Source organism: Lysobacter sp. MMG2 (assembly GCF_016735495.2).
In the GTDB taxonomy this organism is placed as follows: Bacteria; Pseudomonadota; Gammaproteobacteria; order Xanthomonadales; family Xanthomonadaceae; genus Lysobacter_J.
Genome location: NZ_JAERQY020000001.1, coordinates 1,454,105 through 1,469,923 on the forward strand (window position 1 = coordinate 1,454,105; position 15,819 = coordinate 1,469,923).

The following is a 15,819-nucleotide window of genomic DNA, read 5'->3' on the forward strand; positions in this document are numbered from 1 at the left end:
AACGGGGCCGGCCGCGACACCGCGAGCCTCCATCCCTCGCATACAGCCACCGCTCACGTCGTTTTCACGGCCGGATTCGCAGCCTTCACGCACCTATCGGAGGCATCATGAAGAACAACGGCGGACTCATCCTCATCGTCGAAGACCACATGGCCATCGCGGAAATGGTCGGCGAGTTCCTAGAGGGCCGCGGCTACGAAGTCGATTTCGCACGCGATGGCGCCGACGCGCTGCGCCTGACGGCCGAGAACACCTACGACGCGATCATCCTGGACCGCACGCTGCCGCGCCTGGACGGCCTGGACGTGTGCCGGCGCATCCGTTCCGAGCAGCGCCGCTCCACGCCGGTGCTGATGCTCACCGCGCGCGACACGCTCGACGACAAGGTCACCGGGCTGGAAGCCGGCGCGGACGACTACCTGACCAAGCCCTTCGCCATTCAGGAACTGGAGGCGCGCATCGCGGTGCTGATCCGCCGTGGGCGCAAGGCCATGGGCGGCGGTGCGCTGCGTGTGGCCGATCTGGTGCTCGACCCGGAAGCGATGACCGTGCACCGCGCCGGGCTGGAACTGCGCCTGTCGCCGACGGGCTTCCAGCTGCTGAGCATCCTGATGCGCGAATCGCCGCGCGTGGTGTCGCGGCAGGAGATCGAGCGCGAGATCTGGAAGGGCGAGTCGCCCGATTCGGACACGCTGCGCAGCCACCTCTACAACCTGCGCAAGAGCATCGACCGGCCGTTCGACAACCCGCTGCTGCACACCATGCAGACCGCTGGCTACAAGATCGCCGATCTGTCCGGCACGGAAGTGCACGAGGTCGCGCCGACCGTCGCCGCGCAGAATCGCTTCGCGGCACCGCCTGCGGTGGTCGGCCTGCATTGACGGGGCTTGATTGCGATGCGACGCGAAGGCCGCCTGCGGGCGGCCTTCGTGCATCGGCACGTCATTCGTCGAGGGTGAAGCCGACCTTGATCGTCACCTGCCAGTGCGCGACCTTTCCATCCTCGACGTGGCCGCGCACGTCCTGCACGCAGAACCACTTGATGTTGCGCACCGTCTGCGAGGCGCGTTCGATCGCCTTGCGGATCGCGTCGTCGGTGCTGGTCTTCGACGAACCGGTCAGCTCCAGGTGCTTGTAGACGTGCTCGCTCATGGTCGGGTCTCCGGTGGGGGTGTCGGGCATGCCGCCCGATCATAGTCCCCTGCCCGTCCCGGGCCATGTGATGCGATTGCGGTTTGGGGGTCGCCCCAGACGCCCCCACGAAGCCGTCATTCCCGTCTGCGCGGGGATGACCGTCCCTCAGAACCCCACGCAGCTGTCACCGGAACGCATGCACGCGGCGTTGCGGTCGGCCATCTTGGAGGCGGCGTCGCGGCGGGCGGCACGTTCGGCGGCCGTCATGCACACGGTCTCGGTGCGGTTGCTGCCGACCTTGCGCGTGCGCTCGCAGACCAGCTTCTCTTCCGGCGCGCGATTGACGATGGCCGAGATCGATTCCAGCGAATTGAACACGACGATGCGGTCCGACTCGGGCAGGTCGGTGATGGCGGCACGGTCGCGCAGCAAGGTGAACACCTTGTCCTGCTCGCGCAGCAGGGATTCGCGCTCGGCCGCGGGAAGGTCCTTGTAGCGGCCGTTGCGCTGCTCGACCTCGGTGCGGATCTGGCGCTGCTGGGTGAGGATCGCGTTGGCGTCCAGGTTCGGATGGACATCGTTGGCGGACGCGATCGGAAGCGTCGCGGACACCGCGAGCGCCAGCATGAAAACGACGGTCTTGAGCATTCCCTTACCCCTTGCCCTGGTCGAAAGTCCACGACCGTACCGGCAAGGGTTTCCGCCGTCCAGTGCAAAGGAAGAGGTATCAGCCGCTTCCGTGAACTTCGGACGCCGAGGCCTGGGCAACGCTGATCGGGGCGACCTGGGGCAAGGCGCCCGGCGCCGGCGCGCCCGTGCCCGGGAGGCTGTCGGCCGGCGGCACGTTCTCGGCCTCGGGGTTCAGCACGACGATGCTGATGCGGCGGTTGATCGGCGCGTTCGGCTGGGTCTTGTCGAACGGCACCGACGCGGCCAGGCCGACCACGCGCGAGATGCGGCCTTCTTCCAGCCCGCCCTCCACCAGCGCGCGGCGCGCGGCGTTGGCGCGTTCGGCCGACAGCTCCCAGTTGCCGTAGCCGCCGATGCGGTGGAACGGCACCTCGTCGGTGTGGCCGCTGAGCGCGATGCGATGGTGGCCGTCGTTGAGCAGTCCGCCCATCTCGCCCAGCAGCGTGTGCGCGTAGTCCTTCAGACGTGCGCTGGCGGTGTCGAACATCGGCCGGTTCTGGCGATCGACGATCTGGATGCGCAGCCCCTCGGGCGTCAGGTCGATCATCAGCTGGTCCTTGAACGGCGCCAGCGCCTGGCTGCGTTCCACCGCCTCTTCCAGCGCGCGCTTGAGCGCGTCCAGCCGGCGCTGTTCCTCCGCGCGTGCGGCCGCCTTGGCTTGCTGCGGCGTCAGCTTCATCGGCTCGCGCGCGCCGAATTCGGCGCCGTGTCCGCCGGCGACGGCGACGACGCTGGTGGTGGGAATCAGGCGATCGGCCGCGCCGCCCGGCCCGTTGGCGCCCGGCGCAGGCTTGAGCGATTTGCCGACGACGGCGCTGGGATTCTTGAAGTACTCGGAAATCGCGGCGCGCTGCTGCTTGTCGGCGATGCCGACCAGCCACATCACCAGGAAGAACGCCATCATCGCGGTGACGAAGTCGGCGTAGGCCACTTTCCACGCGCCGCCGTGATGCCCCGCGGCCACGCGCTTGACGGGTCGCAGGATGACCAGCGGGCGCGGCTTGGCGCTCATGTCAGCGCTTTGCGCGCAGGTGCGCGTCCAGGTCGGCGAAGGCCGGGCGCGTGTCGGAGAACAGCAGCTTGCGCGCGAACTCCACCGCCACGCTCGGCGAATAGCCGCGCAGGCTCGACACCAGCGCCATCTTGATGATCTCGAAGGCCTTGGCTTCTTCGTGCGCGTGGTGCTGCATCGCCGCCGCGAGCGGGCCGACGAAACCGTAGCCCAGCAGGATGCCCAGGAACGTCCCGACCAGGGCACCGGCGACGTGCTTGCCGATCTCCGCCGCTTCGCCGCCGATGGAGGCCATCGTGATCACGATGCCCAGCACCGCCGCGACGATGCCGAAACCCGGCAGCGAATCGGCCAGCACCTGCAACGCGTGCGCCGGCTCGCTGGCTTCCTTGGTGTGCGTTTCCAGCTCGATGTCGAGCACCTGTTCGAGCTCGTGCGGCTCGAAGTTGCCGCTGACCATCAGGCGCAGGCAGTCGGTGGTGAATTCCATCAGGCGTTTGTCGGCCTGCAGTTTCGGGTACTTCCCGAACAACTCGCTGGCGGCGGGATCGTCGACGTCGCGCTCGATGCCCATCATGCCTTCGCGGCGCGCCTTCATCAGCACGTCGTAGAGCATGGCGAGGATGTCGACGTAGTCGCTCTTCTTGTAATGCGTGCCCTTGAGCAGGCGCGGCACGCCCGCGGCACAGGCCTTCACCACCTTGATCGGATTGGCGACCAGGAACGCGCCGAACGCTGCGCCGCCGATGATCAGCAGTTCGTAGGGCTGCCACAGCGCACCGAGCTTTCCGTGCGCCAGCACGTAACCGCCCAGCACGCTGCCGAGCACGACGATGAAACCGATGATGATGAACATTGGACGCCCCGAAACCCCAGAAGGGTTAACGGCACGGTTCGCGGAAGATTGAGTTCCGCACTGATGCTCCCCTCTCCCGCTTGCGGGAGAAGGGCTTCAGTCGTCAGAACGCAATGCGGAACCAGCGCTCCAGCGTCTGCCCCGGCGCCAGCGTGCGCGGCTCCAGGTTGAACGCATCGGGCGGACCGCTCTGCGGCTCCACGCAGGTCGTGCGCTCGGGCATGTCGTAGACGACCCAGTGCACGCAGTCGGAGGTCAGCGTGATGCGGCGACCGTCGCGATGCAGCACCGCGGGTGCGTCGTTGAGGAAGCAGTCGTCCCACGGGCCCGGCGGAGGTGGCGCGAGCGGACGCGTCGCCATGCCGTCCGCGTCGCGCGGATACCACTGGCTCGGCGTGAACTCCAGCCGTTCCGGCTTGAGGAACCAAGGATGCCAGCCCAGTTCCGCCGGCAAGGCGTGCGCACCGGCGGTTACCGACAGCGTCATGCGCACACTGCCTTCTTCGACTTCGATTCGCTGCCGGCAGATACCGCCGAACGGCCAGCGTTCGTCCTGCGGCAACGCCAGCGACAGTTCGACGTGGTGCTGCGATTGCGCATCCACGCGCCAGGGCAGCGCGAAGCCGACACCGTGGATCGCGTGTCGCCCCAGGTTGATCGCGAGCCGGCGCGGTTCGCCCTCGAACGCGAATTCGCCCTGCCGCACGCGCCCGGCCCACGGCACCATCGGGTACGAACCCCACGCGATCATCGCCGCGTTGTCGTCGCGGTAGCCGGCAAGCTGTTCGACACCGTCGAGGCGGATCTGCGCGATGCGCCCGCCCGCTTGCGGCGCGATGTCCACCGATACCGCGCCTCGGGCCAGCGTGATCAGCGGGCCCGGCGCAAGTCGTTCCATCGCCGCATCAGGCGCCATAGGGATCGATCGTGCGGATGCGCCCGTCGGCCTCGTGATGCAGCGGAGCGACCTTCACCGAACGCAGGTGCGTCACGCCGCCGGAAAGAATGGAGTCGTGATAGAACAGGTACCACTGCCCGTTGAACTGCGCGATCGAGTGATGCGTGGTCCAGCCCACCACCGGCGACAGGATGCGGCCCTGATAGGTGAACGGTCCGTACGGACTGTCGCCCGTCGCATAGCACAGGAAATGCGTGTTGCCGGTGGAGTACGAGAAGTAGTACTTGCCGCCGAACTTGTGCAACCACGAGGCCTCGAAGAAACGGCGGTCGTGGTCGCCGGCGCGCAGCGGCTCGCCGTTCCCGTCGAGGATGAGCACTTCGCGCGGCGCCTCGGCGAACTCCTTCATGTCGGCGCTCAGGCGCGCGACCTTCGGGCCGAGCGCGGCTTCGGAGTCGCCCGGCTCCTCGTGCGTCGCGTTGTAGGCGTTGTCGCGGTACTTCTGCAACTGCCCGCCCCAGAGGCCACCGAAGTACATGTAGCTTTCGCCGTCGGCATCGGTGAACACCGCCGGGTCGATCGAGTAACTGCCGCCGATCGCCTCCGGCTCCGGCACGAACGGCCCTTCCGGCCGATCGCCCACCGCCACGCCGATCTGGAAGACGCCGTCGGCGCGCTTGGCCGGGAAGTACAGGTAGTACCTGCCGTCCTTCGTCGCCGCATCGGGCGCCCACATCTGCCGCTGCGCCCACTTCACGTCCTTGACGTGCAGCGCGACGCCGCAGTCCACCGCGATGCCATCGGGCGAATCCATGCGCAGGACGTGGTAGTCCTCCATGCCGAAGTGCGAGCCGTCGTCGTCGAAGGGAATGCCCGCGTCGATGTCGTGCGAGGGGTAGATGTACAGCTTGCCCTCGAAGACGTGCGCCGACGGATCGGCCGTGTAGATGTGCGTGACCAGCGGCTGCGAGATCGCCCTGGCGGCGAGTGCCTGCAGGTCGTCGGTTTCCGGTTGCTGCGATGCGTCGGACATGGGGGTCTCCGGTGCGTTGCGTGGAGGTCGGGTGCGGATCAGGACACCGCGCCGGCACGGCGCGCGGTGAGTTCCTGTTCGATGCGCGATTCCATCGGCTTGTTGATTTCGTAAAGGAACAGCAGCGCCACGCACAGCAGGAACGGCAGCGAGGCGTAGAGGCTGACCGCCAGGCGGATGCCGTCCACGGTCTGCGGCGCCTGTGCCGCTGCGTCCGCGTTGTAGCCGTAGTAGGCGAGGATGCCCGCCACCGAGGCGCCGCCGACGCTGAGGCCGATCTTCAGTCCGCACAGCATCGCCGAGAAGATGATGGCGGTGGCGCGACGGTGGTTCTTCCATTCGGAGTAGTCGGCCACGTCCGCGATCATCGCCCACAACAGCGGAATGGTGATGCCGTAGAAGAAGCCGTGCAGGATCTGCGAGGTGAACACCACCCACGTCGCCTGCGGCGGAAACACGAAGAACGCCAGCATGAACAGCGTGGAGACCAGCAGCGCGCCGCCGAAGACGTCGCGCTTGCCGAAGCGGTCGGCCAGACGCTTGGAGAAGCCGATGCCGATGATCATGAAGATGATGCCGCCGGCATTGAACAGGCTCAGCGCGGAGGTCGGCGCGTCCTTGGGCCACTGGAACTCGGTCAGGCCGACGCCGGTGAGCACCGAGTTCAAGCCGGCGATGAAGCCGTTGAAGCCGACCTGTTCGAGGAACGCCGCCAGGTGCGGCTCGCTCAGGTAGTACTTGAAGTAGTACACGTACATGCCGCCCTTCAGCGCGAGCGTCATGAACACCAGGATGGTCAGCATCAGCATCACCACCCACGGCCGGTTGCGCGCGAGGTCGGTCAGGTCCTGGCGCACGCTGGACTTCTGCTCCGGCGCCGGGACGATGCGCTCCTTCGTGGTGAAGAAGGTGATCAGGAAGAACACGGTGCCGACGACGGCGAACAGCATCATCGTGTTGTGGAAGCCGCGCACCTTGTCGCCGTCGCCGAGGATCAGCACCAGCGGCAGCAGCAGCGCCTGGATGACGAACTGCGCGACCATCACCGCGACGAAGCGGTACGACGACAGGCTGTTGCGCTGCGCCATGGACCCGGTGAGCACGCCGCTGAGCGCCGAGTACGGCAGGTTGTTGGCCGCGTAGATCAGCACCAGCAGCGTGTAGGTGCCCATCGCGTAGGCGACCTTCGCGCCCGGTGCGAGATCGGGCGTGCTGAAGGCCAGCAGCGAGAACACACCGAACGGGATCGCCGTCCACAGGATCCACGGCCGGAACTTGCCCCAGCGCGTGTTGGTGCGGTCGGCCGCGATGCCGATGATCGGCGTGAACACGAATGCGCCGAGCATGCCGCCGATGAAGATGATGGTGGCCGCCGTCGCCGCGGGAATGCGGTAGACGTCGGTGTAGAAGAACGCAAGGAACGTCACCAGCGTCTGGAAGATCAGGTTCGCGGCGAGGTCGCCGAGGCTGTAGCCGACCTTCTCGGTGACAGACAACGTTTCGGAAGTGTTGTTCATGTGCCCCTGGCGTTCGAATTCGAGGGCCCCGCCGCGGCGGGGCCGAAGTAGCGCGGCCCGCCCGGTGTTTCCACCGGAACGGGCCGCAGGTTACCGCTGTTGGATCATGTTGTGCGACTGATCAGAACGTGCCGCGGACGCCGATGGTGTACGTGGTGCCCGGGTCGTACATGTCGTTGACCGCATTGTCGTAGGCGAAGAACGAACGGCGTTCCTCGCCGGTGATGTTGAGCACGTTGAAGAAGATCTGCGGCTCGGACTTGATGCCCTTCAGCGTGTAGCTGGAGGACAGGTCGAGCTGGCCGCGGTCTTCGCCGTAGAGCTGCGCGAACGGAATGCCCTGCTGGTTCGGACCCGTGCCTACCGCGCCTTCCTGCCAGTTGTACGACAGGCGCACCGAGGCGACGTCGTTCTCCCAGTAGGTGGTGGCGTTCCACATCTTCGGCGAGACGCCGTAGACGTTGCCGGCCAGCGCGCTGGAATCCTTGCCGATCGTGTCGATGTTGAGCTTCGAGAAGTTGGCCATGAAGCCCAGGCCTTCGAACACGAAGTTCAACGGCTGCACCCAGATCAGTTCGATGCCGCGGATCTCCAGCTCGGCATCGGCGTTGACCTGCTGCTGCACGTTCACGGTCGCCACGTTCGGACCGCCGCGGTTGTTGATGGCGATCTGCTGTGCTTCGGTCAGGCTTTCGAACGGAATCTCCAGGCTGGTGAACGGCCGGGTGGTCACGCCCTGGAAGGTGTAGCCCTCGATGCGCTTGTTGAACAGCGTCACGCCGACGAAGCCTTCGCCACCGGTGTACCACTCGCCGCCGATGTCGAAGTTGGTCGAGATGTACGGCGTCAGATCCGGATTGCCCTGGTTCGCAATCTGGGCACCCTGATCCGTGAACGTGGTCGACGGCAGCATCGAGCTCGGGTTCGGCCGCGTCATGGTGCGCGAAGCCGAGGTGCGCAGCACGACGTTATCGGCCACGTCCCACGCCGCACTGAACGACGGCAGCCACTCGGCGTAATCGCCGGTCAGCGTCCGGTAGTTGCGCACGCCGTTGATGGTCACAGGACCGGTGATGTCCTGGTCGGTCTGCGCATAGCGCATGCCGAGGTTGAAGCGCATCGTGCGGTGCCAGACCTCCGACTCGCCGTTGACCATGATGAAGGCGGCGGTGTTGGCCTCGTCGAAGCCACCGGTGGGCGCACCGGTGTTGGCGCCGCTGGATTCAGGTGCGTTGTCGCGATAGAAGGCGTAGTTCGTGTCCGCCATGAAGCGGTCGAAATCCACCGACACGAAGCCGAACGGACCCGGCGTGATGTAACCCGGGAGCGCCGAGGTCGGCACCTGCGACAGCGCATACGGCTGCCAGCTGGTGCCGGTGTCGCCGAAGCCGACGATGGTGCGGTAGTTCTGGTCCCAGGCCAGGCCGAAGACGACGTTGTTGCGGTCGTCGCCCAGCTGCAGGCTGGCGTTCAAACCCTTCGTCTCGGTCACGCGCTTTTCGTTCTGCGCCCAGACGCGGCCGCCGGTCCAGGTCCAGCCGGCGTTCGGGTCGTTCAGGTCGAGATCGGTGGTCCAGGTCGGGATGTCGCCGTTGTTGGTGTACTGGATCGTGGTGAACGGCGAGTTGAACAGGATCGTCGGCGAGTCGCGGCGCATCCAGCTGCGGCTGTAGCTGCCCGCCACGTCGAGCTTGACGTCGTCGGCGAAGTAGAACGTGCCGCCCGGGGTGACCTGCCAGTACTGCACTTCCTCGTTGTACGGACGGGCCTCGAGGAAGAACTGCGCGTTGGCGAACGTGGCGCTGGTGACGACGTTGTTCGCGTCCAGCTGCATGTTCATCGGGATCATCGCGCCGTTGCGGCCGATGAGGTTCATGTCGATGCGGTCGTTGCTGCGCTCGGCCTTCGTGTACAGGACATCCATGTACATGTCGGCCCAGTCGGCCGGGCGCCACTGCACCGAGCCGAGGAACGAATCGCGGTCGCGGTCGCCGGACATGTGCACCGGGCGGCCCAGGCGCGGGATCAGCGCTTCGCCGATCTGCTGCGTGGTCAGGCCCGGGTTGTGATCGCGCAGCCACTGTGCGTTGAAGGTCTGGCCCGCAAGGCCGGCGGCGGTCGTGTAGGGAGTCGTGGCGACAGAGTCAGGAATGCGCCAGCCGTTACCACCCGTCAGATTGCAGGGCTGACCCAGCGCGGGGAAGGCGCCCGGTGCCGTCGCCGCGGCGGCATTGCCGCACTGCGCGTTGGTCAGGTTCGGGTTGGTCCAGCCCACCGTTTCATAACCTTCCACGCCCAGCTTGCCGCGCGCGGAGGTCACGCCGGCCAGCACGCCGAAGGTCTTGTCCTCGTTGAGCCAGCTGCCGATCACCGTGCCGCGCGGGCTGGCTTCCTCGGCGATGTCGTTGTAGTCGGCCTGCAGGATGTAGGTCAGCTGCGAATCCGGACGGTCGAACGGGCGCACGTTGCGCATGTCGATCACGCCCGCCGCGCCGCCTTCGGTCAACGCCGCCGTCGGGGACTTGTAGACCTTGATCTGGCTGAAGAATTCGGTCGGGAACAGGTTCAGGTCGACTTCGCGGTTCTGGTTGGTCGAATCCAGGCCGATCGAGGCCGTGGCGACCGACGCACCGTTGATGGTGGTCTTGGTGAAGCTGTTGGGCAGGCCGCGGATGGCGACGTTCAGACCTTCGCCGTTGACGTCGCGGTTGAGCTGGATGCCCGGGATGCGGGCCAGCGACTCGGCGATGTTCACGTCCGGGAACTTGCCGAGGTCCTCGGCGAAGATCGAATCGGTGAAGCCGGTGGAATCGCGCTTGGCCTGCGTCGAATACTCAAGGCTCTGGCGGAAACCGGTGGTGACCACGCGGTCCAGCTCGGTGACCTGCTCGCTCGACGCCGATGGCGACGCCTGCGCTTGTTCGGTGGCGGGCTGCGCCGCCGCTTGCTCCGTTTGTGCCTGCGCGAACGCCGTGCTGCTGATCATGCCCAGCAGCGCCACGCTCAGCGCATGCGACAACGTCGACTTCTTCACCTGGTGTTGCACCGTACTCCCCTCCCGATTTTCTGGTGATTTGTGCTGGTAATCCGGGCCGTCCCCCTGGGACTGGCGACCGTTTCCAGTTGTTCTGGTTGAAACCCGTTTGACGCGGTGACCCATGAAGCAGCGCCGGCGGATGGTAGCGCTACCATTTTTTCACCGCACGCTGCGGAGCAACATGACGAAAACGGGGCCTGGAAACGTCTTTTCGCTGCAATGCAGCATGACGTTGGCCCCTTAAAGCAGGTTGGATACGCGATGTGGCAGCGCGGTTGGTCCCACGCCGGCGCTCATGCTAATGATAGCGCTACCACTTTTTCTTCCTCTTTCAATACCTGCGCGTGTGCAGGGGGACGTTCGCGACGATGCATCACACCTGCCTGCCCTTCGCGATGCCTCACGCAGGCGCGCGCGCATGAACGATCTGAGCCAGGGCACCGCGCCCGCCGCGACGACGAAGGTCGGCAACTACCGCTGGCGCGTGTGCGCGATGCTGCTGGCGGCCACGACCATCAACTACGTCGACCGCCAGGTGCTCGGCGTGCTCGCGCCGTTCCTGCAGACCGAGATCGGCTGGAACGAGATCCAGTACGGCTACATCGTCACCGCGTTCCAGGCCGCGTACGCGATCGGCCTGTTGTGCACGGGCGCGATCATCGACCGCTTCGGCACGCGCATCGGCTACGCCATCGCGATCAGCGTGTGGAGCGTGGCGGCGATGGCGCATGCGCTGGCCGGCACCGTGGTGGGCTTCGCGCTCGCGCGTTTCGCGTTGGGCCTGGGCGAAGCAGGCAACTTCCCCGCCGCGATCAAGACCGTCGCCGAATGGTTCCCGCGGCGCGAGCGTGCGCTGGCCGTGGGCGTGTTCAACGCCGGCTCCAACGTCGGCGCGGTGCTCGCGCCGCTGCTGGTGCCGATCATCGCCGCGACGTGGGGATGGCAGGCGGCGTTCCTGTTCACCGGCGTGCTCAGTGCGACGTGGCTGGTGGCCTGGCTGCTGACCTACCGCACGCCGGAGGACCAGCCCAAGCTTTCGGCCGCTGAACTGGAGCACATCCGCAGCGATCCGCCCGAACCGAGCGTCAAGGTGCCGTGGCTGCAACTGCTGCGCCACCGCCAGGCGTGGGCCTTCGTCGCGGCCAAGTTCATCACCGATCCGGTGTGGTGGTTGTTCCTGTTCTGGCTCGGCAAGTTCCTGGCCTCCGAATACAAGCTTTCGCTCGCCACCATCGGACTGCCGATGATCGTCGTATACCTCATGGCCGACGTCGGCAGCATCGCCGGCGGATGGCTCGCGGGCCGTTTCATGCGCCTGGGCTGGGACGTGAACCGCGCGCGCAAGGGCGCGATGCTCATCTGCGCGCTGTGCGTGGCGCCGATCGTGCTGGTCACGCAGGTCGACAACCTGTGGATCGCGGTGGCGCTGATCGGCCTGGCGATGGCCGGCCACCAGGGTTGGTCGGCGAACGTGTTCACGCTGCCGTCGGACATGTTCCCGCGTCACGCGGTCGCGTCCGTGGTCGGCATCGGCGGCTTCGCCGGCGCGGTGGGCGGCATGATGATGTCGGTCTTCACCGGCGCGCAGCTGGAATCCACCGGCAGCTACGCCCGCATCTTCCTGATCGCCGGCTGCGCGTATCTGATCGCGCTGCTGGTCGTGCACCTGCTGGTCCCCAAACTCAAACCCGTGGCGCTGGAAAGCAAGCCGGCCGCCGCATGACCTCATTCATCCGTAGGAGGGACGGAATGAAACATCGCCACACCATTCTTTGCGCGCTGCTCGCCGCGGCGCCGGCCATCGTCCACGCGCAGGACGCCGGCACCGCACTGGCCGCAGGGCAGCCGAAGTTCCTCGGCAGCGCGTACAGCAAACCGCAGTCGAAGGACTTCGCGCGTTACTGGAACAAGGTCACGCCTGAAAACGCCGGCAAGTGGGGCGAAGTCGAACGCAAGCGCGATCGCATGGACTGGCGCGGGCTCGACGAGGCCTATCTCGCCGCCAAGGACAACGGCCTGCCCTTCCAGATGCACGTGATGGTCTGGGGCAACCAGCAGCCGGAGTGGATCGAGAAGCTCCCCGTCGCCGAGCAGCGCGAGGAGATCGAAGAGTGGTTCGCCGCCGTGGCCGAACGCTATCCGCAGCTGGACTACGTCGAAGTGGTGAACGAGCCCCTCAACGATCCGCCGAACAAGGACGACAAGGGCGGCGGCAACTACATCAACGCGCTCGGCGGCAGCGGCGCGACCGGCTGGGACTGGATCATGGAATCCTACCGCCTGGCCCGCAAGCATTTCCCGAATTCCAAGCTGCTCATCAACGACTACAGCATCACCAACAAGCCCGACGCGACGAAGCGCTATCGCGAGATCATCGAGCTGCTGCGACAGGAAAACCTCGTCGATGGCATCGGCGTGCAGGGCCACGCGTTCGCCACGACGCCCGACGTCCCGATGTCGGTGCACAAGGCCAACCTCGACTCGCTCGCGCAGACCGGCCTTCCGATCTACGTGACCGAACTGGACATCGACGGCCCCACGGACGAGCAGCAACTCAAGGATTACCAGCGCATCTTCCCGGTGTTCTGGGAGCATCCGGCGGTGAAGGGCGTGACGCTGTGGGGCTTCCGCCCCGGCCTGTGGCGGCAGAAGGAAAAGGCGTACCTGGTGCGCAAGGACGGCAGCGAACGTCCGGCCCTGCAATGGCTGCGCGAGTACGTGCGCGACACCGCGAAACCGGCACCGTGACGCGAGTGCGTGCCGCCGTCGCCGCGCTGGCGATGCTCGCCAGTGCGCCGTGTTTCGCGGCGAGCGGTTGCGAACAACCGGCGGCGGTCTGCGACACCGCCGTCGCCGGCGCGCTCGCACTGGTCGATCACGGCCGCACCGCGCGCGTGCTCACCGACGAAGCGGATTTTCCCGGCGTGCTGCGTGCCGCGCGCGACCTGCAAGGCGACCTGGCCAAGGTGGCCGGCGCCTCCGCGCAGGAAAAACCGACGAAAACCGCGATCATTGCCGGCACGCTCGGCCGCAGCGCGCGCATCGACCGCATCGTGAAGGCCAAACGCCTCGACACGACGGGGGTCGCCGGCACGTGGGAAGGCTACCTGTTGCAGGTCGTCGACCGCCCCGAGCCCGGCATCGACCGCGCGCTCGTCGTCATCGGCGCCGACAAGCGCGGCACCGTCTTCGGCCTGTACGAACTCTCGCGCCGCCTGGGCGTGTCGCCGTGGTCGTGGTGGGCGGACGTGCCGGTGCCGGTGCGCGAAACGCGCTACATCGCGCCGGGACGTTTCACCGATGCGCCCGACGTGCGCTACCGCGGCCTCTTCCTCAATGACGAAGACCCCGCGCTGGGCGGCTGGATCAAGGCCACCTACGGCGGCCCGAACCACCAGTTCTACGAGCGCATCTTCGAGCTGATCCTGCGCCTGAAGGGCAACTACCTGTGGCCCGCGATGTGGGGCCGCGCCTTCGCCGACGACGACCCGCTCAGTCCGAAGATCGCCGACGAATACGGCGTGGTCATCGGCACCAGCCACCACGAACCGATGATGCGCGCCCACGTCGAATGGGAACGCCACGGCCAGGGCCCGTGGGATTACACGAAGAATGACGAGCGCCTGCGTGCGTTCTGGCGCGAGGGCATCTCGCGCATGGGCACGAACGAAAGCGTGGTCACGCTGGGCATGCGCGGCGACGGCGACGAGCCGATGACGCAGGGCACGGCGATCGAACTGTTGCAGACGATCGTCGCCGACCAGCGCAGCATCCTCACCGAGCTTACCGGCAAGCCGGCCGCGCAGACGCCGCAGGTGTGGGCACTCTACAAGGAAGTGCAGGACTACTTCGACGACGGCATGCAGGTGCCCGACGACGTCACGCTACTCTTCGCCGACGACAACTGGGGCAACATCCGCCGCCTGCCCAAGCCCGGCGACACGCGCGGCGGCGGCTACGGCGTGTACTACCACTTCGACTACGTCGGCGGGCCGCGCAACTACAAGTGGCTCAACACCACGCAGATCGAACGCACCTGGGAGCAGATGCACCTGGCGTACGAGTACGGCGCGCGGCAGCTGTGGATCGTCAACGTCGGCGACCTCAAGCCGATGGAGTTCCCGATCTCCTTCTTCCTCGATTACGCCTGGAAGCCCGACGCGTTCCCGCTGGAGCGCCTGCAACGCTACCCGGCCGACTGGGCCGCCGAGCAGTTCGGCGCGCAGCACGCGGCGCAGATCGGCGAGCTGCTCACGCGCTACACGCAGTACAACGCGCGCCGCAAGCCGGAGCTGATCTCGCCCGACACGTGGAGCCTGGTCAACGACGGCGAAGCGCAGCGGATCAACGCCGACTGGACCGCGCTGGCTGAGCGTGCGCATGCAATAGGCGCCGCATTGGGGCCGCAGTACCGCGACGCGTACTACCAGCTCGTCGAATACCCCATCCTCGCCAGCGCCAACCTCAACGCGATGTACGTGGCCGTCGGCCGCAACCGCCTGTATGCCGCGCAAGGCCGCGTCTCGGCGAATGCGCAGGGCGAACTTGCACGCACACTGTTCGATCGTGACGCCGAACTGGCGCGCATCTACGAGCAGGACATCGCCGGCGGCAAGTGGGTCCACATGATGTCGCAGCCGCGCATCGGCTACACCTCGTGGCAGCAGCCTGACCGGAACATCATGCCGACACTGGAACGCGTGGACGCGCGTGCCGGCGCGTCGATGGGCGTGACGGTCGAGGGCGACACGGCCGCCTGGCCGGGCGCGAAGTCCACGCCGGTGCTGCCGGCGCTGGACCCGTTCGCCGCGCGTTCGCGCGAGGTGGTGGTGTTCAATCGAGGCAGCGCGCCCTTCCACTTCACGGCCGATGCCTCGCAGCCCCGGCTGAGAGTGACGCCGACCTCCGGCGAAGTGCGCGAAGACCAGCCGCTGCGCGTCGAAGTCGACTGGAACGCCGCCCCCGCAGGCCAGCACGCCGCCCGCATCACGTTGCGCGGCGACGAAGGCACGCGGGTCGCGATCGACGTGCCGATCGTGAAGCCGGCCGACACCGCCGCCATCCACGGTTTCGTCGAAAGCGACGGCCGCATCGCCATCGAGGCCGAGCACCATGCGCGTGCCGTCGCGCCGACCGGCGTGCAATGGCGGACGATTCCGAACCTCGGCCGCACGCTCTCCGGCGTCACCTCGTTCCCGGTGACCGCAGCGGCGGGTACGACGGACGACCGTGGCGCCTGGCTGGAGTATCCGATCCACCTGGCGCGCAACGGCGAGTTCGAGGTCCGCGTCGTGATGTCGCCGACCCTGGATATCCAGCATGGCGGCGGCCTGCGTTACGCCGTTTCCATCGACGGCGAGGCGCCGCAGGTGGTGACCGTGAAATCCGATCCGACGCCCGAGCATGCCGATTTCAAGGCATGGACACGCGCGGTGAGCGACAGTGTGTACGTCGGGGCTTCACGCCACCGCGCCGATGCGGGCAACCGCATGATGCGCGTGTGGCGCATCGACCCGGGCGTGGTGCTCCAGCGCATCGAAGTGGTGCGCAAGGGCGCGCGCGAAAGCTACCTTGGGCCGGTGGAGACTCCGAAGCTGTAGGCATCCGAGGCAAACGAATCGCAGCGACCGCTCGTCATCCCC

At 66.8% G+C, this 15,819-nt stretch carries 12 protein-coding genes; 4 read left to right on the forward strand and 8 right to left on the reverse strand.

Translation table 11 applies throughout. The features are described from left to right. The first annotated feature begins 107 nt into the window (after positions 1-107). A complete protein-coding gene (locus tag JI752_RS06645; protein ID WP_216960994.1) occupies positions 108-881 on the forward strand; it encodes a response regulator transcription factor in 774 nt (257 codons plus the stop codon). A gap of 61 nt (positions 882-942) precedes the next feature. Here JI752_RS06645 and JI752_RS06650 read toward each other — a convergent pair whose 3' ends face one another. The 8 genes from JI752_RS06650 to JI752_RS06685 form a co-directional block, all read right to left on the reverse strand. After that, on the reverse strand, positions 943-1,152 hold the full coding sequence (locus tag JI752_RS06650) for a dodecin (protein ID WP_216960996.1): 210 nt from the start codon (positions 1,150-1,152) through the stop codon (positions 943-945). A gap of 147 nt (positions 1,153-1,299) precedes the next feature. After that, entirely contained in the window at positions 1,300-1,782 is a 483-nt protein-coding gene (locus JI752_RS06655; RefSeq protein ID WP_216960998.1) for a hypothetical protein, read from the reverse strand. Between the two features lie 79 nt (positions 1,783-1,861). Continuing rightward, complete coding sequence (gene motB, locus JI752_RS06660) at positions 1,862-2,836, reverse strand: flagellar motor protein MotB (protein WP_216961001.1); 975 nt, start codon at positions 2,834-2,836, stop codon at positions 1,862-1,864. Between the two features lies 1 nt (position 2,837). After that, positions 2,838-3,692, reverse strand: a complete 855-nt coding sequence (motA, locus tag JI752_RS06665) for a flagellar motor stator protein MotA (protein WP_216961006.1) — start codon at positions 3,690-3,692, stop codon at positions 2,838-2,840. A 103-nt stretch (positions 3,693-3,795) separates the two neighbouring features. Further along, positions 3,796-4,590, reverse strand: coding sequence for an aldose epimerase (locus JI752_RS06670; RefSeq protein WP_254200209.1), 795 nt, complete (start codon positions 4,588-4,590; stop codon positions 3,796-3,798). Positions 4,591-4,597: 7 nt separating this feature from the next. Then, positions 4,598-5,623, reverse strand: a complete 1,026-nt coding sequence (locus JI752_RS06675) for a glycoside hydrolase family 43 protein (protein ID WP_216961011.1) — start codon at positions 5,621-5,623, stop codon at positions 4,598-4,600. A gap of 38 nt (positions 5,624-5,661) precedes the next feature. Next, the gene (locus tag JI752_RS06680; RefSeq protein WP_216961013.1) at positions 5,662-7,140 is read right to left on the reverse strand and encodes an MFS transporter; all 1,479 of its coding nucleotides are present in this window, start codon (positions 7,138-7,140) and stop codon (positions 5,662-5,664) included. Between the two features lie 121 nt (positions 7,141-7,261). Then, a complete protein-coding gene (locus JI752_RS06685) occupies positions 7,262-10,186 on the reverse strand; it encodes a TonB-dependent receptor (protein WP_216961016.1) in 2,925 nt (974 codons plus the stop codon). A 409-nt stretch (positions 10,187-10,595) separates the two neighbouring features. Between JI752_RS06685 and JI752_RS06690 the strand changes: the two genes are divergently transcribed. Genes JI752_RS06690 through JI752_RS06700 form a run of 3 tightly spaced genes read left to right on the forward strand, consistent with a single transcriptional unit; the run spans position 10,596 to position 15,777 of the window. Further along, positions 10,596-11,900, forward strand: coding sequence for an MFS transporter (locus JI752_RS06690; protein WP_216961019.1), 1,305 nt, complete (start codon positions 10,596-10,598; stop codon positions 11,898-11,900). A 26-nt stretch (positions 11,901-11,926) separates the two neighbouring features. Next, positions 11,927-12,925, forward strand: a complete 999-nt coding sequence (locus JI752_RS06695; protein ID WP_216961023.1) for an endo-1,4-beta-xylanase — start codon at positions 11,927-11,929, stop codon at positions 12,923-12,925. Further along, positions 12,922-15,777, forward strand: coding sequence for a glycosyl hydrolase 115 family protein (locus JI752_RS06700; RefSeq protein ID WP_345777325.1), 2,856 nt, complete (start codon positions 12,922-12,924; stop codon positions 15,775-15,777). Before JI752_RS06695 ends, JI752_RS06700 begins: the two co-directional genes overlap by 4 nt. Positions 15,778-15,819 lie beyond the last annotated feature (42 nt).